This window comes from Amycolatopsis sp. NPDC051045, assembly GCF_040682955.1.
Lineage (GTDB): Bacteria > Actinomycetota > Actinomycetes > Mycobacteriales > Pseudonocardiaceae > Amycolatopsis.
The window spans coordinates 153566-174934 of the sequence record NZ_JBFBCC010000014.1; the positions used below are offsets into that span (position 1 = coordinate 153566).

The 21369-nt window shown below is 70.7% G+C and carries 17 protein-coding genes; 11 read left to right on the forward strand and 6 right to left on the reverse strand.

The genetic code is table 11. The features are described 5' to 3' along the window. Positions 1-39: 39 nt before the first annotated feature. The gene (locus AB0M80_RS29510; protein WP_364571457.1) at positions 40-480 is read right to left on the reverse strand and encodes a PH domain-containing protein; all 441 of its coding nucleotides are present in this window, start codon (positions 478-480) and stop codon (positions 40-42) included. A gap of 335 nt (positions 481-815) precedes the next feature. Here AB0M80_RS29510 and AB0M80_RS29515 point away from each other — a divergent pair, with 335 nt between their 5' ends. From AB0M80_RS29515 to AB0M80_RS29530, 4 genes are all read left to right on the forward strand, one after another. Continuing rightward, complete coding sequence (locus tag AB0M80_RS29515) at positions 816-2708, forward strand: acetolactate synthase large subunit (RefSeq protein ID WP_364571459.1); 1893 nt, start codon at positions 816-818, stop codon at positions 2706-2708. 1 nt (position 2709) lies between these two features. Further along, positions 2710-3216 carry an acetolactate synthase small subunit gene (gene ilvN / locus AB0M80_RS29520; protein WP_003080760.1) on the forward strand — a complete coding sequence of 169 codons (507 nt, stop codon included), beginning with the start codon at positions 2710-2712 and terminating at the stop codon, positions 3214-3216. Between the two features lie 36 nt (positions 3217-3252). Next, positions 3253-4266, forward strand: a complete 1014-nt coding sequence (gene ilvC, locus AB0M80_RS29525) for a ketol-acid reductoisomerase (RefSeq protein WP_360267039.1) — start codon at positions 3253-3255, stop codon at positions 4264-4266. Between the two features lie 110 nt (positions 4267-4376). Then, entirely contained in the window at positions 4377-4658 is a 282-nt protein-coding gene (locus AB0M80_RS29530) for a DUF397 domain-containing protein (protein WP_013223584.1), read from the forward strand. On the opposite strand, the gene AB0M80_RS29535 is transcribed toward AB0M80_RS29530, so the two are convergent. The 4 genes from AB0M80_RS29535 to AB0M80_RS29550 all read right to left on the reverse strand — a co-directional run bounded on the left by AB0M80_RS29535 (position 4655) and on the right by AB0M80_RS29550 (position 8923). Then, complete coding sequence (locus AB0M80_RS29535) at positions 4655-5533, reverse strand: nuclear transport factor 2 family protein (protein WP_364571461.1); 879 nt, start codon at positions 5531-5533, stop codon at positions 4655-4657. The two genes, AB0M80_RS29530 and AB0M80_RS29535, sit on opposite strands and share 4 nt — an antisense overlap. Before the next feature lie 69 nt (positions 5534-5602). Next, positions 5603-6943: an ankyrin repeat domain-containing protein gene (locus AB0M80_RS29540; RefSeq protein ID WP_364571463.1), complete on the reverse strand. Its 1341-nt coding sequence runs from the start codon at positions 6941-6943 to the stop codon at positions 5603-5605. A 259-nt stretch (positions 6944-7202) separates the two neighbouring features. Beyond that, a complete protein-coding gene (locus AB0M80_RS29545; RefSeq protein WP_364571465.1) occupies positions 7203-8027 on the reverse strand; it encodes a TIGR03620 family F420-dependent LLM class oxidoreductase in 825 nt (274 codons plus the stop codon). Continuing rightward, on the reverse strand, positions 8024-8923 hold the full coding sequence (locus tag AB0M80_RS29550; protein ID WP_364571467.1) for a TIGR03620 family F420-dependent LLM class oxidoreductase: 900 nt from the start codon (positions 8921-8923) through the stop codon (positions 8024-8026). Before AB0M80_RS29550 ends, AB0M80_RS29545 begins: the two co-directional genes overlap by 4 nt. Before the next feature lie 90 nt (positions 8924-9013). Here AB0M80_RS29550 and AB0M80_RS29555 point away from each other — a divergent pair, with 90 nt between their 5' ends. The 6 genes from AB0M80_RS29555 to AB0M80_RS29580 all read left to right on the forward strand — a co-directional run bounded on the left by AB0M80_RS29555 (position 9014) and on the right by AB0M80_RS29580 (position 18825). Continuing rightward, positions 9014-9577, forward strand: coding sequence for a helix-turn-helix domain-containing protein (locus tag AB0M80_RS29555; RefSeq protein ID WP_364571469.1), 564 nt, complete (start codon positions 9014-9016; stop codon positions 9575-9577). 125 nt (positions 9578-9702) lie between these two features. Further along, positions 9703-11301, forward strand: a complete 1599-nt coding sequence (gene serA, locus AB0M80_RS29560) for a phosphoglycerate dehydrogenase (protein ID WP_364571471.1) — start codon at positions 9703-9705, stop codon at positions 11299-11301. Positions 11302-11531: 230 nt separating this feature from the next. After that, positions 11532-14900: a S8 family serine peptidase gene (locus AB0M80_RS29565; protein ID WP_364571473.1), complete on the forward strand. Its 3369-nt coding sequence runs from the start codon at positions 11532-11534 to the stop codon at positions 14898-14900. 227 nt (positions 14901-15127) lie between these two features. Further along, a complete protein-coding gene (locus AB0M80_RS29570; protein ID WP_364571474.1) occupies positions 15128-16165 on the forward strand; it encodes a 3-isopropylmalate dehydrogenase in 1038 nt (345 codons plus the stop codon). 256 nt (positions 16166-16421) lie between these two features. Next, positions 16422-18026, forward strand: a complete 1605-nt coding sequence (gene cimA / locus AB0M80_RS29575; protein WP_364571476.1) for a citramalate synthase — start codon at positions 16422-16424, stop codon at positions 18024-18026. 31 nt (positions 18027-18057) lie between these two features. Beyond that, a complete protein-coding gene (locus AB0M80_RS29580) occupies positions 18058-18825 on the forward strand; it encodes a fumarylacetoacetate hydrolase family protein (RefSeq protein WP_364571478.1) in 768 nt (255 codons plus the stop codon). Between the two features lie 18 nt (positions 18826-18843). Here the strand turns inward: AB0M80_RS29580 and AB0M80_RS29585 are convergent, their stop codons facing one another. Continuing rightward, positions 18844-20079: an FAD-dependent oxidoreductase gene (locus tag AB0M80_RS29585; protein WP_364571480.1), complete on the reverse strand. Its 1236-nt coding sequence runs from the start codon at positions 20077-20079 to the stop codon at positions 18844-18846. A 507-nt stretch (positions 20080-20586) separates the two neighbouring features. Here AB0M80_RS29585 and AB0M80_RS29590 point away from each other — a divergent pair. After that, positions 20587-21321 carry an HAD family hydrolase gene (locus AB0M80_RS29590; RefSeq protein WP_364571701.1) on the forward strand — a complete coding sequence of 245 codons (735 nt, stop codon included), beginning with the start codon at positions 20587-20589 and terminating at the stop codon, positions 21319-21321. The last annotated feature ends 48 nt before the right edge of the window (positions 21322-21369 follow it).

Sequence of the window (21369 nt, forward strand, 5' to 3'; positions counted from 1 at the left end):
ACCGGGTCGCGCTGTCCAGCGCGCCTGGCCCGTCCGGGGTCACTCGCTGGGCGAAGTCCCCGGCTTGATGTCCTCGGCTTCGAGCACCCCGCTCGGGTCCGCGACGAGACCCTCGCTGACCAGCGACAGCACCGGCAGGTGCCGGGTCCGCACGGTCGGCAGCGACACCTTCGTGTCGTCCTTCAGCACCGCCTGCACGCGCGCCTTCTTGGTGATCGCGAGCCCCTTCAACGCCGACCACGGCACGTCCCGCTTGCCGAACATCGTGCGGATGGCGAGCCCTTCGCGGGTGGCGACGGTGCGGGTGCGGACCACGAACACCGCCAGTGCGATCGGGAAGAGGTAGAGCCACTGCAGGTACGGGATTTCCCCGAGCGCGATCGGTGTCACGCAGATCGTCAGGAGGGCGATCGCCATGAACGACGTGCGCGGGATGCGGAAGACGGCCTTCCGGCCTTCGTCCTGCTGTTTTTCGGCCACCGGGAAATGGTGCACCGCGGCGCGGACCGGCCCGGACCCGGGTCGCGCCGGCGTGACGCGCGCCGCTCACGAGTCCAGCATGCGGACACCTCATCCCGCAGAGTTGACACCCACGCGGCGTTCGGTCTAGCGTCATCGCCGTGACACCGCTGACCGGCCTCGTACTTCCCAAGCGCGTCGACGCTTAGGGAAGACTTTCCGCTGCGTCGACGCGCGAACCCTCGTGCGACCTTACGGTCGGCGAGGGTTTTTTGTTGCCCAAGGGAAGAGATTCCTGGCCCCACCGCACAAAACCGACCCGAACGAGTGACACCGAGACCCACGAGGCAGAACCGATGACCAGTGCTACGTCGCGCAGCGACGCGAAACCCGGGCCGACGCCCGGAACGCCCGGAGCACGTCCGAAGCCGGCGCCACCGGCGGGAACGCCGGTGCGCGTCACCGGCGCGCAGTCGCTCGTGCGCTCGCTCGAAGCGGTCGGCGCCGAGGTGGTCTTCGGAATTCCGGGCGGCACCATCCTGCCCGCCTACGACCCCCTGCTCGACTCGACGAAGGTCCGCCACATCCTGGTCCGCCACGAACAGGGCGCCGGCCACGCGGCCACCGGCTACGCGCAGGCCACCGGCAAGGTCGGCGTCTGCATGGCCACCTCGGGCCCGGGCGCGACCAACCTGGTCACCCCGCTCGCCGACGCGAACATGGACTCGGTCCCGGTCGTGGCCATCACCGGCCAGCAGTCCCGCGCGCTGATCGGCACCGACGCGTTCCAGGAAGCCGACATCTGCGGCATCACCATGCCGATCACCAAGCACAACTTCCTCGTCACGGACCCGGCGGACATCCCGCGGACCATCGCCGAGGCGTTCCACCTGGCGTCCACGGGCCGGCCCGGCCCGGTCCTGGTGGACATCCCCAAGGACGTGCTGCAGGAGATGACCTCGTTCTCCTGGCCGACCGAGCTGCGGCTGCCGGGCTACCGCCCCACGCTGCGCCCGCACGGCAAGCAGGTCCGCGAAGCCGCGAAGCTCATCGCCAAGTCGCGCCGGCCGGTGCTGTACGTCGGCGGCGGCGTGATCAAGGCCGAGGCGCACGAGCAGCTGAAGCAGCTCGCCGAGCTGACGAACATCCCCGTCGTCACCACGCTGATGGCGCGCGGCGCGTTCCCCGACTCGCACCCGCAGCACCTCGGCATGCCGGGTATGCACGGCACGGTCGCCGCGGTCGCCGCGATGCAGCGCGCCGACCTGCTGATCGCCCTCGGCGCCCGGTTCGACGACCGGGTCACCGGCCAGCTTTCGTCGTTCGCGCCGGACGCCGCGATCGTGCACGCCGACATCGACCCGGCCGAGATCTCCAAGAACCGCAAGGCCGACGTCCCGATCGTGGGCGACTGCAAGGAGATCCTCGGCGAGCTGATCACCGCCGTGAAGGTGGAGTTCGAGCACGGTGGCCAGCCCGACCTGACCGACTGGTGGACCCAGGCCGACGACTGGCGCAAGAACTACCCGGCCGGCTACGAGTGGCCGGACGACGGTTCGCTGTCGCCGCAGTACGTCATCGAGCGGATCGGGCAGCTCGTCGGCCCGGACGCGGTGTACGCCGCCGGCGTCGGGCAGCACCAGATGTGGGCCGCGCAGTTCGTCAAGTACGAGAACCCGCGCACCTGGATCAACTCCGGCGGCCTCGGCACCATGGGCTACGCGGTGCCCGCCGCGATGGGCGCGAAGTTCGGCGTCCCGGACAAGCAGGTGTGGGCGATCGACGGCGACGGCTGCTTCCAGATGACCAACCAGGAACTGGCCACCTGCGCCATCGAAGGCGCGCCGATCAAGGTCGCCGTCATCAACAACGGCAACCTGGGCATGGTCCGGCAGTGGCAGAACCTCTTCTACTCGGAGCGGTACTCCAACACCGACCTCGGGACGCACAAGCACCGCATCCCGGACTTCGTGCTGCTGGCCGAGGCGCTGGGGTGCGCCGGCCTGCGGTGCGAAACCCGCGAGGACGTCGACGCCACCATCCGCCGCGCGATGGAAATCAACGACCGCCCCGTCGTGATCGACTTCGTCGTGGGGAAGGATGCCCAGGTGTGGCCGATGGTCGCGGCCGGCACCGGCAACGACGAGATCATGGCGGTCCGGGGCATCCGGCCGCTGTTCGACGACGACGAGGTTTCGGTCGAGACGACCGAGGCCGCCGCGGAAGCCGCTGGGGAAGGTGAGCGCTGAGATGAGCGTCCACACGCTGAGTGTCCTGGTCGAGAACAAGCCGGGTGTGCTCGCGCGCGTCTCGGGCCTGTTCTCCCGGCGCGGTTTCAACATCGAGTCCCTCGCCGTCGGGCCCACGGAGAACCCCGAGGTGTCCCGCATGACGATCGTGGTCGCTGTCGAAGAGCTACCGCTCGAACAGGTGACCAAACAGCTCAACAAGCTGGTCAACGTGATCAAGATCGTCGAGCTGGAACAGTCGACCGCCGTGCAGCGCGAACTGCTGCTGGTCAAGGTCCGCGCCGACAACACGGTGCGCAGCCAGGTCCTCGAAACCGTCCAGCTCTTCCGTGCGAAGGTGGTGGACGTGTCCCCGGAGGCGCTCACCGTCGAGGCGACCGGGACGTCGGACAAGATCGGCGCGCTGCTGCGGATGCTGGAGCCCTATGGCATCCGCGAGCTGGTCCAGTCCGGCATGGTCGCGGTGGGTCGCGGCGCCCGTTCGATCACCGCCACCTCACCGCGTTAGAAACTTTGTAAGTCAGGAAAGGAAGCAGTAACCCCCATGGCAGTGGAAATCTTCTACGACGACGACGCCGACCTCTCGATCATCCAGGGGCGCAAGGTCGCTGTCATCGGCTACGGCAGCCAGGGCCACGCCCACTCGCTGAGCCTGCGCGACTCCGGCGTCGACGTCCGCATCGGCCTGCCCGAGGGGTCCAAGTCGCGGGCGAAGGCCGAGGAGCAGGGCCTGCGCGTGCTCACCCCGGCCGAGGCGTCGGCCGAGGCCGACCTGATCATGATCCTGGCGCCGGACACCAAGCAGCGCCACATCTACGAGCAGGACATCGCGCCGAACCTCAAGGACGGCGACGCCCTCTTCTTCGGGCACGGCTTCAACATCCGCTACGACCTGATCAAGCCGCCGTCCAACGTGGACGTCGCCATGGTCGCCCCCAAGGGCCCGGGCCACCTGGTCCGCCGCCAGTTCGTCGACGGCAAGGGCGTCCCGGCGCTCATCGCGGTCGAGCAGGACGCTTCCGGCAACGCCCAGGCGCTCGCCCTCTCCTACGCGGCGGCCATCGGCGGCGCGCGTGCGGGCGTCATCAAGACGACGTTCACCGAGGAGACCGAGACCGACCTCTTCGGCGAGCAGGCCGTGCTCTGCGGTGGCGCGTCCGCGCTGGTGCAGACCGGGTTCGAGGTGCTCACCGAGGCCGGCTACGCCCCGGAGATCGCCTACTTCGAGGTGCTGCACGAGCTGAAGCTGATCGTCGACCTCATGTACGAGGGCGGCATCGCGCGCCAGCGCTACTCGATCTCCGACACCGCCGAGTACGGCGACCTGACCCGCGGCCCGCGCGTCATCTCGCCGGCGGTCAAGGAAGAGATGAAGAAGATCCTCGGCGAGATCCAGGACGGCACGTTCGCCCGCGAATGGGTCGCCGAGGACGAGGCCGGCCGGCCGAACTTCACCAAGCTCGAGGAGCAGGGCAACCAGCACCCGATCGAGGCGACCGGCAAGAAGCTGCGCGACCTGATGTCGTGGGTGGACCGGCCGATCACCGAGACCGCCTGACCGTTTTCCGGCAACACAGTTCGGCAACACAGGTCCAGGACGCTGAAGGGGACGCCCGCGCCGGGCGTCCCCTTCAGTGCGTTCGGTGCCCGGGTCGTTACGCTGGTGACATGAGTGATCAGCCGGTCGACGACAAGGCGCACATCCGGCACCACCTGGACTTCACCAAAGCCGAGTGGATCCGGGCCGAGCCCGAAGGCGTCACCCTCGACGACTGCGTCGAGTACGCCTTCATCGAGCACACCGACGGCGTCACCTACACGGCGATGCGGCAGTCGGCGAAGCCGGACGGCGTGATCCTCGTCTTCACCCCGGGGGAGTGGGACGCGTTCGTCAAGGGCGTCCGGGACGGCGAGTTCGACCTGCCCGAGGACCTCGCCGCGGAGGCTTAGAGCTTCGCGGCCAGCTCGGGGATCTTGCCGAGTTCGCCGGCGATGCCGAGGTGGTCGCCGTAGTCGCGGGATTCGACGATCAGGCCGTCGCGGATCCGCATCGCGAAGATGGCCGCGATCCGGACCGGCCGCCCGCCGTAGCTGCCCTGGTAGGCGAACTCGGCGATCAGGACCTCGGGATCGGTGCCCTCGTGGGTGACCAGGTCGGTCGCTTCGAAGTCGACGCCCGTGGCGGCCATCCGGAAGTGCTCGCGCAGCTCCTCGCGCGTGCGGACGACGCTCGAACCCGGCAGGAACGGGTGCGTGACGTGCGTTTCTTCGGCGTACAGCTCGGCCAGTTCCTCCCCGCGCTTGTCGGACACGCCGTAGACGAGCCGCTCGAACACCCCGCGGCGGCTCGTCGGCTCGCTCGACGTCCGCTCCCGGACCGGCGAAAGCTCGCGTGGCGGCGCCTGTTCGTACGCCTTGACGAGCTGGTCGACACCGTCGCGGATCACGGCGAGCCGTAGGTAGTCGTGGTAGTCGCGGGAACTGACGATGAGGCCGTCGCGGATCCGCAGCACCTGGATGTTGGCCGTCGCGATGGTCCGGCCGGTGCTCACCGACTCGGCGTCGTAGTCGTACTCGGCGACGATCACCTCCGGGTCCGTGGTCTCGTGCACGATGACGTTCTTGCGCTTGAGCCGCAGCGACCCGGCGAGGGCGCCGGTGAACCGTTCGTGGACCGCCGCGCGGCCGGTGAGGCGCGTCGGTCGCGGCACGGCCTGCGGGTGTTCGACGACGGTGTCCTCGGCGTAGAGCGCGGAAAGCTCGTCGAACCGTCCTTCGCTGATGCCGTCGGACAGGGCGGCGAACACGTCGCGGGGTTTCGTCATGGATCCTCCCAGGGGGCAAAACGGAGTCTGTAGTCCGTCTTGAAGATACGGACTACAGACTCCGGTTGTCTACCGGGTTGCGCGCAGGAGGTCCCGCGCGGCCGGTTGCCCGCACACCTCCGCCCAGCGTTCCGGGGTGCTGTGGAAGATCTCGTCCCGGGCGTCGAGGTCGGCGCCGTTCTCCAGCAGAACCCGGACCGCGTCGAGGTGCCCGGACTGTGCGGCCAGGTGCAGGGCCGTGACGCCTTCGCCGTGGTTCGGGCCGCCGAACGTGCCCACGCGGTTCACGTCGGCGCCGAGGTCGAGCAGCGTCCGGATCGCGGCGACCCGCCCGGTCGCCGCCGCCCAGGCCAGGGCGGTACCGCGGTAGACGTCGGCGTCGAGGTCGGCGCCGCGCGCGACGAGCGTTTTCAGTGCCTCGACGCGGTTGTTGCGGGCCGCCCAGGCCAGGGCTTCGTTCTTGACTTCGGCGGGGTCGTCGCTCGGCTGCCAGGCCGGGAAGCCGCTGTGCGGGCGGTAGAACCCGCGGTGGCGCCCGGCGGCGGGGGCGAGGGTGCCCCCGGGGTCCAGGAGTTCGTCGAGCAGGCCCGCGTCGCCGAGACCGGCCGCGACGCGGAGGTTGCGGGGCGCCCGGCTGTGGGTGGCCAGCTTGTCCGCGGCTTCGCGGTGCCCCCAGAACAGCGTGACGACCAGGGGAGTGCCGCCGTCACCCCGCGCGGGGACGTCCACCGGCGCGCCGGCGTCGAGCAGCTGGTCGAGCAGGAGCGGCAGATTCTTGTACGCGGCTTGGTGCAGCGGCGTCCAGCCGTGGACGTTGCCGCGTGACGGATCCGCGCCGTGGTCGAGGAGGAGCCGGCTGAGCCGCTCGTCGCAGGTCGCGGTGGCCATGCCGAGCAGGTCGTTGCCGTTGGTGCCGCGGGCCGTGACGAGTCCGGGGAACTCCGTGAGGAGTGTTTCCAGCGTCCCGGGATCCCGGGCTTCGATCGCCCGGTACGCTCGCGCGAACGGCTCTCCACTGTCCACAAGAGACTCGACGTGCTCGCGGAGTGCTTTCCAGGATCCGAAACCGTGCTCGCGGGCGACGACCGCGCGGGCGCCGTCGCGGGTGAGCGGCTGTCCCCGGCGCTCGAACGGCTCGCGCGCACCGGGCGTCTCGTCTTCCGCGGAAGCGAGCAGGCCGAGCGCGCGTTCGGCGTAGTAGTGGACGTCCTGGTGGTAGGGGTGCTGCAGGGTTTCGCCGTGCTCGGTGACGCGCCGGACGTAGGCCTGCAGCTTCGGCCAGCTCGGGAACCCGTGGTCCCGCGCGATGCGGAACTGCGCTTCGGACAGCTTCACGGCTTCGGCGCGCGCGAGGTCCTTCGCGCGCTTGCGCAGCTGGTCCAGGCTGGGTTTCGCGGGCAGCCTACCCATGGTGCCTCCTTCCCTCGTCGCCCGTGGTCCGCCGGCACCGGGCAGGAAAGAAGGTGCGGAGCTGGTGGTGCGGTGCTGCAGGGGTGGGCTCGGCCCTTTCCGCGGACGGGGCGCGGCCCGCACCGCGCCCCGCCACCCTACCGCCGAACCCCGTGCTCGCGTGATTCCCGACGGAACTCGCGTGATTGAAGGCGGAACTCGCGAGTTCCGGCCCTGATCACGCGAAATACGGCCCTGATCACGCGAGTTACGGGTTACGTCACGGGAGGAGGTCCGCCAAGCGGCGGTAGGACTTCGCGGTGCGAGCCAGGACCTGGACGCAGACGTGGTCGGCGCCCGCGTCGAGGTGGGCCTGGATCCGGGCCGCGGCCGCCTGCTCGCCGGTCGCGACGAGGGCGTCGACCAGCCGGTCGCTGCCGCCGTCGGCCAGGTCGGCGTCGGTGAAGCCGAGGCGGCGCAGGTTCGCCTGGTGGTGCGGCGCCTGCCGGACGTACAGGTCCACGTGCTCCCGCGCCGCTTCGCGGGCGGCCTCCGGCGAAGCGTCCAGGATCACCGCTTGCTCGACGGCCAGGTACTTGCCCGGGCCGAGCCGCTCCCGGGCCACCGCCGTGTGCTCCGGCGGGACGAAGTACGGGTGCGCGCCGTCCGCTCGTTCGGCCGCCAGGGCGAGCGCCCGGGGACCGAGCGCCGCGATCAGCCGCCGGGGCCGCGGCGACGGCGGTGGCAGGGCGGGCAGCTCGGCCTCGTCCATCCCGGCCAGGTACTCGCGCATCGCCGGGATCGGCCGCGCGCCCGGGAAGTGACCGCCGAGGCCGGCGACGAACCGGCCCGGGTAGGCCTCGCCGAGCGCCCGGGTCGCCGCTTCCGCCGTGATCGGCGCCCGGCGGTCGAACCGCGCGATCCCGGTGGCCACGGTGAGCCGGGACGTCGCCGCCAGGATCAGCGCCGCCTGCGTGAACGCGTCCCGGCCGGCGTACTCGCCGAACCAGAGCGCGTCGAAGCCGAGTTCCTCCACCTCGGCGGCCGTCTCGCGGACCGCGCCGATCGGGGCGCCGTCGAAGAACCGCCAGATCCCGACGCTCATCGGACCACCGCCGGAGCCAGCTCGGCCAGGATGTCCACAGTGGATTCGAAGGAGGTCGCGGACGGCGTCAGCAGCACGTGGTCCGCGCCCGCGTCGAGCAGCTCGTCCAGGCGTTTCGCGATGGTCCCGGCGTCGCCCCACAGGACGAGGTCGTCGACGAACCGGTCGCTCGGGCCGTCGATGTCGGCCTCGGTGTAGCCGAGGCGTTTCCAGCCCGCGAGGTACGCCTTCACGTGGTGGGCCCGGGACAGCGCCACGCTGCGCCGGACACTCGCCCGGGCGTCCTCGCGGCTGCCGAGCAGCACGGTCTGCTGGGGGATCAGCAGCTTGTCCGGCCCGAGGATTTCGCGGGCGTAGGGCGTGTGCGAGACCGGCTGGGCGAACGGGTGCGCGCCGTCGGCGTGGTCGCGGGACAGTTCCAGCATCTTCGGCCCGACCGCGGCCAGCACGCGCGGAAACGCGACCGGGGCGGGGCTTTCCGCCGCGGCGGCGTCCATTTCCGCCAGGTAGGCGCGCATCCGGTCCACCGGCCGGTAGTCCTCGCCGTACTTCGCCGCCTGGAAGGCGTGCCCGATGCCGACGCCGAGCACGAACCGGCCGGGGTGGGCGTGGGCGAGGGTCGCCCCGCCCTTTTCGGCGGTCCGTCCCGGCCGCGACCAGACGTTCGCGATGCCGGTGCCGAGCACGACGTCCGGCACCGTGGCCAGCAGGTCGCCGAAGGCCGCGAACACCTCGCGGCCGCCCGGGCCTTCGCCGCTCCAGACCGAGCGGTAGCCGAGTCCGGCGAGCCGCCGGGTGGCCGCGCGCTCGACGTCCGGTGGTGGTTGCAGGGGCGCGCTCGGCAGCCAGGCGCCGATCGCGCCGAGCCGGGCCCGGGTGTCTGTCAACAGGGTCATCCTGAAAATTCCCTCCAGTAAGCTGAGGCTGCCTCCGCTTAATATACGGAGGCAGCCTCCGATTGGCTAGCGGGTAAGCTCGGCGGTGCGATGACCGACGTGAAACCGATGCGCGCGGACGCCCGCCGCAACTACGAGCGCCTCCTCGAAGAGGCTCAACGCGCGTTCGCCGAGCACGGCGTCGAGGCGTCCCTGGAGGACATCGCTCGCCGCGCCGGGGTCGGCATCGGCACGCTGTACCGGCACTTCCCGACCCGGGACGCGCTGCTCGAGACGCTCCTGCGCGCCCGGTTCGACGCCCAGGCCGAGCGGGCCCGCGAACTGCTCACCCATCCCGAGCCGCTGACCGCCCTGCAGTCCTGGCTCGCCGGGCTCGGGGACGCCACCGGCACCTTCCGCGGCCTGGTCGAGCTCACCGCCGACGCGCTGAACGACGAATCATCCCGGTTGTACGAGTCCTGCCACACGATGCGGGAGGCCGGTTCCCAGCTGGTGGAACGGGCCAAGCGCGAGGGCGAACTGCGCCAGGACGTCACGACGCAGGAACTGCTTCTGTTGCTGCACGCGGCATCCTGGGCGGGCGGGCACCTGCCGGGCGGGGGTGGCATGCCGCGGCTGCTGGCTCTTGTTTTCGAGGGATTGCGGGCGAGTTAACACCAGGAGACGCCACAGGTCAGGCCCGCGCGTTAAACTCCGGCTCGACCGGGGCACAACGACGTGCTGAGACCGTTTGTCGACACAGAGCGTCCTGGAAATGACCAGATAGTGGGAGCCGCATCGTGAGCAAGCCCAACAAGCCCGTCGTCCTCATCGCGGAGAAACTCGCCCCCTCCGTGCTGAGTGTTTTCGGTGACGAGGTGGAGGTCCGGCACGTCGACGGCACGGACCGGTCCGCGCTGCTCGAGGCGGTGAAGAGCGCCGACGCGCTCCTGGTCCGCTCCGCCACCCAGGTGAACGCCGAGGTCTTCGCGGCCACCACGCAGCTCAAGGTCGTCGCCCGCGCCGGTGTCGGCCTGGACAACGTCGAGGTGCCCGCGGCCACCGAGCGCGGCGTCCTGGTCGTCAACGCGCCGACGTCGAACATCGTCTCCGCCGCCGAGCACGCCGTCGCCCTGCTGCTGGCGGTCGCGCGCCGCGTCCCGGCCGCTGACCAGAGCCTCCGCGGCGGCGAGTGGAAGCGCAGCTCGTTCTCCGGCGTCGAGCTCCAGGGCAAGACCATCGGTGTCGTCGGCCTCGGCAAGATCGGCCAGCTGTTCGCGCAGCGCCTCGCCGCGTTCGACACCCACATCATCGCCTACGACCCCTACGTCTCCGCCGCGCGCGCCGCGCAGCTCGGGATCGAGCTCGTCACCCTCGACGAACTGCTCAGCCGCGCCGACGCGATCTCCATCCACCTGCCGAAGACGCCGGAGACCAAGGGCCTCATCGACGCCGAGGCGCTGAAGAAGACCAAGCCGGGCGTCATCATCGTCAACGCCGCCCGCGGCGGGCTCATCGTCGAGGAGGACCTGGCCGACGCGCTGCGCTCGGGCCACGTCGGCGGCGCCGGCGTCGACGTCTTCGTCACCGAGCCGACCACGTCCAGCCCGCTGTTCGAGCTGGAGAACGTCGTCGTGACGCCGCACCTGGGCGCCTCGACGGCCGAGGCCCAGGACCGTGCGGGCACCGACGTCGCGAAGTCGGTGCTGCTGGCCCTGCGCGGCGACTTCGTGCCGGACGCGGTGAACGTCTCCGGCGGCGGCGCGGTCGGCGAGCACGTCCGCCCGTACCTGTCGCTGACCCAGAAGCTCGGCCAGCTGCTCACCGCGCTGAACCCGACGGCGCCGGCGTCGGTGACCGTGCAGGTCAAGGGTGAGCTGACCAGCGAGGACACCAGCGTGCTGCAGCTGGCGGCGCTGCGTGGCGTGTTCACCGGCGTGGTCGAGGACCAGGTCACGTTCGTCAACGCGCCGCAGCTGGCGGAGAAGCTGGGCGTGCAGGTCGAGCTGGAGACCGAGCCGGAAAGCCCCAAGTTCCGCAGCCTGGTCACCGTGCGCGCGGTGCACGCCGACGGCGCGGTGCTGAGCGTGTCGGGTTCGGTCACCGGCAAGGACGAGGCCGAGAAGCTGGTCGAGGTCAACGGCCGCGGGTTCGACCTGCGCGCCGAGGGCACCGTGCTGCTGGTCGAGTACCCGGACCGCCCGGGCGTGATGGGCCGCGTCGGGACGCTGCTGGGCGAGGCGGGCATCAACATCGAGGCCGCGCAGATCAGCCAGACCACCGACGGCTCCGACGCGGTGATGCTGCTGCGCGTCGACCGCCACATCGACGCGCACCTGCTGGAGCCGATCGGGGCCTCGGTCGGCGCGCACACGATCCGTGCCGTCGATTTCAACTGACGTAACACTTTCGAGGGCCCCCTGTCACTCGGCAGGGGGCCTTCGTGCGCAATCACATTCACGTAACGGAGTACTTTGCCTACGGAAGTAGGTGTTTTGGGGCATTAGGTTCTCCCCGCGAGGTCGAACCACGCGCCGTCGAGGGCATGGTGCGGTGCCGCGCTTCACCGTCGGGGGTGTCAGGAGCGGCAGGCAGGTTCGGGTCCAGACCTCGAGTAAGGGGACGACCCATGAACAGATCCCGCCTACCCGCGCGCGCCACGACGGCGGCCTGCGCCGTCGTGCTGGCGGCCGCGCTCGGGGCGCCGGTCGCGAGCGCAGCCACGGTGCCCACTCAAGACGGGCCGCTCGCCGACGGCGTCGCACCGGCCAAGGTCGACGACGCGAAGCTGCAAGGCAAGCTGTCGCCGCGCCTGGGGGCCGCGCAGGGCCGGGTCACCGCGTTCGTCGAATTGGCCAAGAAGCCGGCTGTCGACGCGTTCACCGCCGCCCAGCCGCAAGGCAAGGACCAGGCCAAGCGGGCCGCCCGCGCCGCCAAGGCGGACACCGCCGCCGCGGTGGACTCCGTCCTCGGCCAGCTGCGCGCGGCCGACGCCAAGCCGCAGGCCGTCACCCAGACCGCCAACGCCGTTCCCGGCTTGGTCGTCACCGCCGACGCCGCGAAGCTGCGTGAGGTCGCGAAGCGGGCGGACGTCGTCGCGGTGCGCACGGTCGTGCCGAAGACCCGCACCAACGCCAGCGCCGAGCAGCTGACCAACACCCTCGCCGCGTGGCAGCAGACCGGCAAGTTCGGCGACGGCATCCGCGTCGGCGTCATCGACGACGGCATCGACTACACCCACGCCGACTTCGGCGGCCCCGGGACGCAGGCCGCCTACAAGAGCGTCGACAGCACGAAACCGACTCCGCTCTTCCCGAGCGCCAAGGTCGTCGGCGGCACCGACCTCGTCGGCGACGACTACGACGCCGCGACGGCCGGCAAGACCACCCCGAAGCCGGACCCCAACCCCCTCGCCTGCGGTGAGCACGGCACGCACGTGGCCGGCACCATCGGCGGCTTCGGCGTCACCGCCGACGGCAAGACCTTCACGGGCGACTACCGGAAGCTCGACGCCAAGAAGGTCGACGCGATGCAGATCGGCCCGGGCACGGCGCCGAAGTCGCTGCTGTACGCGATCAAGGTGTTCGGCTGCACGGGCTCGACGAACGTCACCTCGCAGGCGCTGGACTGGGCGCTCGACCCGGACGGCGACGGCGACTTCACCGACCACCTCGACATCGTCAACCTCTCGCTCGGTTCCGACTTCGGCGCGCCGGACGACCCGGACTCGCTGTTCGTGCGCAAGCTCGCCGCGAACAACGTGCTGCCGGTGATCTCCGCGGGCAACGGCGGCGACATCAACGACATCGCCGGGTCCCCCGGCAACACCCCCGAGGCGCTCACCGTCGCCAGCACGCGTGACGCGGGCATCCTGCGTGACGCCGCCGAGGTCAAGGCGCCTGCCGGCGTCGCGGGCAAGAAGACCGGGCAGTACAGCCAGAACTACACCGGCTACGACACCCTGGACGTGACTGCGCCGGTCGTGGCCCTCTCGCCGGCGAACGCAGCCGGCTGCGCGCCGTACTCCGCCGAGGACAAGGCGAAGGCGGCGGGCAAGTTCGTCTTCCTGGAGTGGGACGACAACGACTCGACCCGCGCCTGCGGTTCGGCCGCCCGCGCCGGCAACGCGCAGGCCGCCGGGGCGAAGGGTGCGCTCCTTTCGTCCACTTTGGAGCACTTCAGCGCGGGCATCGCGGGCAACGCGGCGATCCCGATGTTCCAGTTCACCGGGTCCGCGACGAAGACGCTGCGCGCGGCGCTGACCGCGGGCACGCTGCAGGTCCGGCTCTTCGGCGCCGGCCGTGCCTCGATCCAGACCTACGACAAGACGATCGTCGACACCCCGAGCTCGTTCACCTCGCGGGGCACCCGCGGCCCGGCGCTGAAGCCGGACGTCGCCGCGCCCGGTGACACGATCACCTCGGCGTTCCGCGGCAGCGGCAACGGCCGGACCGTGCTCTCCGGCACGTCGATGGCCGCCCCGCACACCGCGGGCATCACCGCACTGGTCCGCCAGTCCCACCCCGACTGGTCGGTCGAGGAGGTCAAGGCGTCGGTCATCGACACCGCCGGCCACGACGTCTCCGACGGCGCGGGCCACACCTACGCGCCGCAGCGCGTCGGCAGCGGCCGGATCGACGCGAAGGCGGCGCTGGACAACCAGGTGCTCGCCTACGTCGTCGACGACCCGGGCGCGGTGAGCGTCAGCTTCGGCACGGTCGAGGCTGCCGGGCCGGTGACGCTGTCGAAGACGATCAAGCTGGTCAACAAGGGCGTCACCCCCGCCGAGTACACCGTGGCCTACCAGGCGGTCAACGCGCTGCCGGGTGTCGAGTACACAGTGGACAAGCAGTCGGTGAAGCTGACCCCGCGTGGTTCCGCCAAGGTCAAGGTGACGCTGAAGATCACCGACCCGAAGGCGCTGCGCAAGGTCATGGACCCGACCATGCAGGCCACCCAGGCCGGTCTGGCCCGGCAGTTCGTCGCCGATGCCTCCGGCCGCGTCGCCTTCACGCCCGTCAGTGGAGCCAAGGTGCCGCTGCGGGTTTCGGTCTACTCCGCGCCCAAGCCGGTCTCGAGCATCTCGACGCCCGCGTCGGTGAAGTTCGGGCCGGACGCCGGCCAGGCCGTGCTGAACCTGGGCGGCAAGGGCGTCGACCAGGGGGCCGGCGCACAGCGGTACCGCTCGTTGATCAGCGTGCTCGAACTGCAGGCGGAGTCCCCGCAGCTGCCCGAGTGCGACGCGGACGTGGTCACCGACTGCACGCTGAACCGGACGGCCAAGGGCGGCGACCTCCGCTACATCGGCGCGGCTTCGACCGCCCCGCTGGCGAAGGCGCAGGGTGAGCCGGAGAACGCGATCCTCGCGTTCGGCCTGTCCACCTGGAGCGACTGGGCGAACATCGGCAGCAACACCTCCCCGTTCGTCGACATCGACACCACCGGGGACGGGCAGCCGGACTTCGAGACCTACGTGACCAAGGCGACGTCCACCGACGTGCTCCTGGCCAACACGGTCGCGCTGACCCCGGGCTTCCCGACCGTCGACGTCCAGGCGGTCAACGGCCAGCTCGGCGACGTCGACACGAACGTGTTCGACACGAACGTGATCACGTTGCCGGTTTCGCTGGCCGCGCTGGGCATCGATGCGAACGCCGACAGCCACCGCATCTCCTACACGGTGGGGGTCAGCGGGTTCTACGTCGCGCCGGGCACCACGAACGGGCTGATCGACTACGTCGGCACGCCGCTTTCGTTCGACGCGCTCGCGCCGGGCTACTTCGTCCAGGGTGGCGGCGACGCCGCGCTGGGCTACGTCGCCAAGCCGGGCACGGCGCTGGTCGTCACCCGCAACGCGGCGTCGGCCGCGGCCGACAACGCCCTCGGGCTGTTCGCCATCGAACACCACAACGCCGCGGGCCACCGGGCGAACGTGGTCAAGGTGGAGGACGCCCGGCCGGGGAACGACCGTCAGCCGATCGGGGCCGGTCGCCGATAACGGGCAAGAAGATCGATCACTGCAGGACCAGGGGCGTTCCCGGCGGATTTCCGCCGGGAACGCCCCTACTTGATTCACCCGATTGGGTGTCTCACCCTGCGGGAGGATGCGGCATAAGGGTGGTGCGGCTACGGCGGATTGTCTACGGCCGGTAACCTTCCGGCTGCTGGCGTTTTGTTGCGGTGGGCCATCGGTGCGCCGGTGGTCCGGTCGACGGAGGTGTGTGGATGCGGCTCGCGGTGATCCCAGGAGACGGGATCGGGCCCGAGGTGGTCTCCGAGGCGCTGAAGGTGCTCGGCGAAGTAGCACCGACGGCGGAGATCACGAACTACGACCTCGGCGCGGCCCGATGGCACTCGACCGGCGAGCTGCTGCCGGAGTCGGTCCTCGGCGAGCTTCGCCAGCACGACGCGATCCTGCTGGGCGCGGTCGGCGACCCGTCGGTGCCGAGCGGAATCCTGGAGCGCGGCCTGCTGCTGCGCCTGCGGTTCGAAATGGACCACCACGTCAACCTGCGCCCGGCGCGGCTCTACCCGGGCGTCCGGGGACCGCTGGCCGACGCGGGGGACGTCGACATGGTGGTCGTGCGCGAAGGCACCGAAGGCCCGTACGCGGGCACCGGCGGCCTGATCCGCAAGGACACCGAACACGAGATCGCGACCGAGGTCAGCATCAACACGGCGTTCGGCGTCCGGCGCGTGGTCTCGGACGCGTTCGACCGCGCCGAGGCCCGGCCGCGCAAGCACCTGACGCTGGTGCACAAGACCAACGTGCTCTCGTTCGCCGGGTCGCTGTGGTCGCGGATCGTCGAAGAGGTTTCGCTGGAGCACCCGGACGTGACGGTCGCGTACTCCCATGTGGACGCGGCGACCATCCACCTGGTCACCGACCCGTCGCGGTTCGACGTGATCGTCACGGACAACCTGTTCGGCGACATCATCACCGACCTCGCGGCCGCGGTGACGGGCGGCATCGGCCTGGCGGCCAGCGGCAACCTGGACATGACCCGCCGCAACCCGAGCATGTTCGAGCCGGTGCACGGTTCGGCGCCGGACATCGCGGGGCAGGGCCTCGCGGACCCGACGGCCGCGGTGCTTTCGGTGGCGCTGCTGCTCGATCACCTGGGCCAGAAGGAACCGGCGCGGCGGATCGAGGCGTCGGTGGCGTTCGACCTGGCCACCCGCGACCAGTCGTCGCCGGGGGCCACGCAGGCCATCGGGGACCGGCTCGCGGCGCTGGTCTCGTCGAACGTGCGTACGGGCTGACTTTCCGGGAGAGCCCCGCACCCCGGCTTGGGGTGCGGGGCTTTTTCGTGATGGGGGGCTTCCCGGATGGTGGGAGCTTCGCCCAGCTTCTGGACGGAGCCGCGAACGCTGTGGCATGATGCGACCGTGACCAGCTTCGCGATCATTATCGCCGAGCGCGCCGGACGATAGCTCTTCCCAGAGCTCCCGGCGCGCAACCTCTCGCACCCTGCGGGAGGTTTTTTTGTTGCCCCGAAACGTTCCCGAGGAGACGCCCGTGACCCGCAAGGAGCCCGCCGATACCCCGCTCGGCGATGCCTTCCACCTCTACGACACCACCCTGCGCGACGGTGCGCAGCGCGAGGGCGTCTCCTACTCCGTGCCGGACAAGCTCGCCGTCGCGCGGCTGCTGGACGAGCTCGGCGTCGGGTTCATCGAGGGTGGCTGGCCCGGGGCGCTCCCCAAGGACACGGAGTTCTTCGCCCGGGCCGCGAAAGGCGAGCTGCGGCTGAAGCACGCGGCTCTCGTCGCCTTCGGGGCCACCCGCAAGGCCGGCACCACCGCCGACACCGATCCGCAGGTCCGGGCCCTGCTCGACAGCGAAGCGCCGGTCATCACGCTCGTGGCGAAGTCCGACCTCCGCCACATCGAACGCGCCTTGCGCGTCGACGTCGACGAGGCCTGCGCCATGGTCCGGGACACCGTCGCGTTCCTCACGAACGAAGGCCGCCGGGTCTTCCTCGACGCGGAACACTTCTTCGACGGCTACGCGCATTCCCCCGAGACGTCGCTCAAGATCCTGGACGCGGCCGCCCACGCCGGCGCCGACGTCCTCGTGCTCTGCGACACCAACGGTGGCCAGCTGCCGCTCGACCTCGCGGAGACCGTCCGCGAGGTGAAGGCGAAAACGGGATTCCGGCTCGGGATCCACTGTCAGGACGACACTTCCTGCGCCGTGGCGAACTCCGTCGCCGCGGTGCAGGCCGGCGTGACGCACGTCCAGTGCACCGCCAACGGTTACGGGGAGCGGGCCGGCAACGCCGACCTCTTCGCCGTGACGGGAAACCTGGTGACCAAGCTCGGCCTCGACGTCCTCCCGACCGGAGGCGCCGCCGAGCTCACCCGGGTCTCCCATGCCCTTGCCGAAATCGCGAACATCGCCCCCTACACCCACCAGGCCTACGTAGGGGCGTCGGCTTTCGCCCACAAGGCGGGACTGCACGCGAGCGCGATCAAGGTGGATCCGTTGTTGTACAACCACATCGATCCGGCTTCCGTCGGCAACGACATGCGGGTACTGGTCACCGAGATGGCCGGCAGGGCCAGCCTCGAGCTCAAGGGACGTGAGCTCGGGGTCGACCTTGCCGGCCGGCCCGAAGCGCTGACGAGCGCGATCACGAAGGTCAAGCGGCTCGAAGCGGAAGGCTGGTCCTTCGAGGCCGCCGACGCCTCCCTGGAGCTCCTGCTGCGCCAGGAGGCCGACGTCCCCGCGGAGGCGCCGTTCCGGCTCGAGTCCTACCGGGTGGTCCTCGACCACCGCCCGGACGGCGAGGTCATGGCCGAAGCCACGGTCAAGGTGCACGTCGGCGGCCGGCGCGTCATCGCCACCGCCGAGGGCATCGGGCCGGTGCACGCCCTCGACGCCGCCCTGCGGAAGGCCCTGTTGCCGCACCTGTCCTGGTTGGACAGTGTGGAGCTGGCCGACTACAAGGTGCGCATCCTCCAGGGGCACCCGGGCACCGACGCCGTGACGCGCGTGCTGGTCGAGAGCACCGACGGGGAGCGCGAGTGGACCACCGTCGGCGTGCACGGCAACATCGTCGAGGCCAGCTGGCTGGCGCTGTGCGACGCGCTCGTCCACAAGAGCACGACCGTGGCCTGAGCGGTGGGTGGGGCGCACGTAGACTGACGGCGTGCGCCTAGCCCGTATTGCTCATCCCGGTGGTGTCGCGTTCGCCTCGATCGAAGGCGACGGCGATGACGCCCAGGTCCTCGAAATCGCCGAGCACCCCTTCGGCCAGCCGAACTTCACCGGCAAGCGGTGGCCGCTGGCCGACGTCCGGCTGCTCGCGCCGATCCTGCCGTCCAAGGTGATCGCCGTCGGCCGCAACTACGCCAAGCACGCGGCCGAGTTCGGCAACGAGGTGCCCAGCGCCCCCATGCTGTTCATCAAGCCGTCGACGACGGTCATCGGCCCCCACGCGGCCATCCGCCGCCCGGACGTCGGCCGCGTCGACTTCGAGGGCGAGCTGGCGATCGTCATCGGCCAGCCGGTGAAGAACGTGCCCGCCGCCCGCGCCGCGAGCGTGATCCTCGGGTACACGATCGCCAACGACGTCAGCGCCCGCGACCTCCAGAAGTCCGACGGCCAGTGGGGCCGCGCGAAGGGCTTCGACACCTTTTGCCCGATCGGCCCGTGGATCGAGACCGCGATCGACCCGTCCGACCTCGCGCTGCGGGCCGAGGTCGACGGCGAGCTCAAGCAGGACGGCCGTACCGGCGACCTCGTCCACAAGATCCCCGAACTGGTCGAGTTCGTCTCCGGCGTCATGACGCTCCTGCCCGGCGACATCATCCTCACCGGCACGCCCGAGGGCGTCGGCCCGATCGAGGGCGGCCAGAGCGTCTCGATCACCATCGAGGGCATCGGCACCCTGACCAACCCGGTCGAGAACCTCTGACCCCGGGCCGGAGCCGGTTCAGCGCTGCACCGGCTCCATCGCCCGCCGCGCGAAGGCCGGGGCGTGCTCGGGGCGCAGGCCCAGGCCCAGCAGCCGCGCCGGGACGTACGACAGCCGCGGGAACCGGGCGAACGCCTTGATCAGCGGCGCCGGCGGGCCGTTGCGCTTGCCGTTCATCACCCCGCGCACCACGGTCCGGTGCAGCAGGCGCTGCAGCCCCTGCACCATCAGCGTCGGCGCGAGCCGCCGCGAGCGCACCTTCGCCAGGTCGGCCTCCGTCGGACGGCCCCGGCGCAGCGGCTCGGCCAGCAGCGTCGCCGCCGCGACCGCGTCCTGCACCGCCAGGTTGATGCCCACCCCGCCGATCGGCGACATCGCGTGCGCCGCGTCGCCGAGGCACAACAGCCCGTCGACGTGCCACCGGCGCAGCAGGTTGAGCCGCACGTCGAGGAACTTGACGTCGTCCATCGTCGCCAGCTCGTGCACCCGGTCGGTGAACTCGGGGCAGATCTGCGCGACGTTCTCCCGGAACGCCTCGATGCCCTGCTTCCGCAGGTCGTCGCCCTTCGGCGCCAGGTAGGCGACCTGGTAGAAGTCCGGCCGGGGGAGCGGTACCGCGAAGCGCCGGTCCCGCATCTTCGGCATCAGCATGTTGCCTGCCTCGGCGTCGCCGCGCGAGAGCCGGAACCACCAGACGTCGAACGGGCAGTCGTACTCCCGCGGCACCAAGCCGGCCTCACGGCGGGCCAGTGACCAGCGGCCGTCGGCGGCTATCACCAGGTCGGCGCGGATTTCGCCGGTCTCCCCGCTGGTGCGGTAGGTGACGCCGGCGACCCGGCCCTGCTCGCGGACCAGGCCGGTGCACTCGGTCTCCATCCGCTGGACGAACGTCGGCTCCTTGCGCGCGCTTTCGGCGAGCAGGTCGAGGAAGTCCCACTGCGGGACCATCGCGATGTACGGGTGCGCCACCTTCAGCCGGGTGAAGTCGGCCAGCTTCATCATTTCGCCGTTTTCCTGCGGGAACCCGGCCGAGTGCAGCTCGCTGTGCGGCAGCGCGTGGAACTTTTCGCCGAGGCCCAGCTCGTCGAGCAGCGTCAGCGTCGACGGGTGCACCGTGTCCCCGCGGAAGTCGCGCAGGAAGTCGGCGTGCTTCTCCAGCACCGTCACCTCGACGCCGGCCCGGGCCAGCAGCAGCCCCGTGACCATCCCGGCCGGCCCGCCACCGATGACGACGCAGCTCGTGCGCTCGGTCATCTCGACCATCTCCCTTATTCATCGCTTGTTGAATAACCCGAGGATGCACCCGGCGAGCGCCGGCGTCAAGGGGTGTGAGCGGAGATACGCTGATCGGGCTAGGGTCGGACGGCGCCGCCTCGGTGTCGGAAACCGTCCAAACGCGACAGTTCGTCGACCGTGTTCCACCGTTGTGCGGCATCGGCCGCGGTGTGCTGAAGCGCCCTTGTGGACGGATCGGATCACCAAGCCGCACAACGGTTTGCGCGCCGATCGGCGGTCGCACCGGAGCAGCCGGCACCTCCGGTGCGCGGTGCCGGTAACCGAATGGGGACGGTTCGCCAACTGGGAGTAGAGCCGGTGCGCCGGAACAGGGCAGCGGCAATCACCTCTTTGGCAGCGTCGCGAACGCGGCGGTTGCCCTAGCCTCACTGGGTGGATTTCGCCCTGGCACCCCCGACCCATTCGCGAACCGCCCCGCCCGCCGCGGCGGCGTCCGAGCCCTGGGCACCGCCCGAGCTCCGGTTGGTGTGCCTGGACATCGACGACACCCTCATCGACTGCACCGCCGCGATCCGCCGGAGCCTCCACATCCTCACCGGCCGGGGTGACCTGTGGCCGTTGTGGGACCTCATCACCGAGGAGCACGTCGCGCTCGTCGTCGCGGGCGAACTGGACTACGCGACGATGCACCAGCGGCGCACCGACTGCTTCCTCGCCGAAATCGGCATCCTCGCCGACGCCGAGCAGGTGAGCTCCTTCGAGCGCCGCCGAAGAGAATTGCTCGACCACTCCTGGCAGCTGTTCGACGACGTCTTGGACTGCCTGGAATGGCTGCGCGCCGCCGGCCTGATGCTGGCCGCGGTGACGAACGCCTCGGGCGTCCACCAGCGGAAGAAAATCGCCGACCTGGGCCTGACGCCGTTCTTCGACCACGTCGCGATCGCCGGCGAGCTGGGGGTGGCGAAGCCCGACCCGGTGATGTTCCACACGGTCTGCCTCGGCCTGGGCTGCGCACCGGCCCAGGCGGTCCACGTGGGCGACAAATTGGACACGGACGCGATCGGCGCCCACGACGCGGGCCTCGGCGCGGTCTGGCTCGACCGCGACGGCATCGGCGAGCGCGCGCCCGAGGGCGTCCACACGGTGGCGGGCCTCGCCGAGCTGCCTGAGCTGCTGGTTTCGGAGTACGCCACGATCGGGGTCCCGGCCCAGCGTCGCAGTGACACCCCCGCGTTCACCGTCCGGAACGGCGTGCTCTAGTATTTCTCCTCGTGCGGTGCTGAACCGGCGAGCCGGGGTGGTACCTCA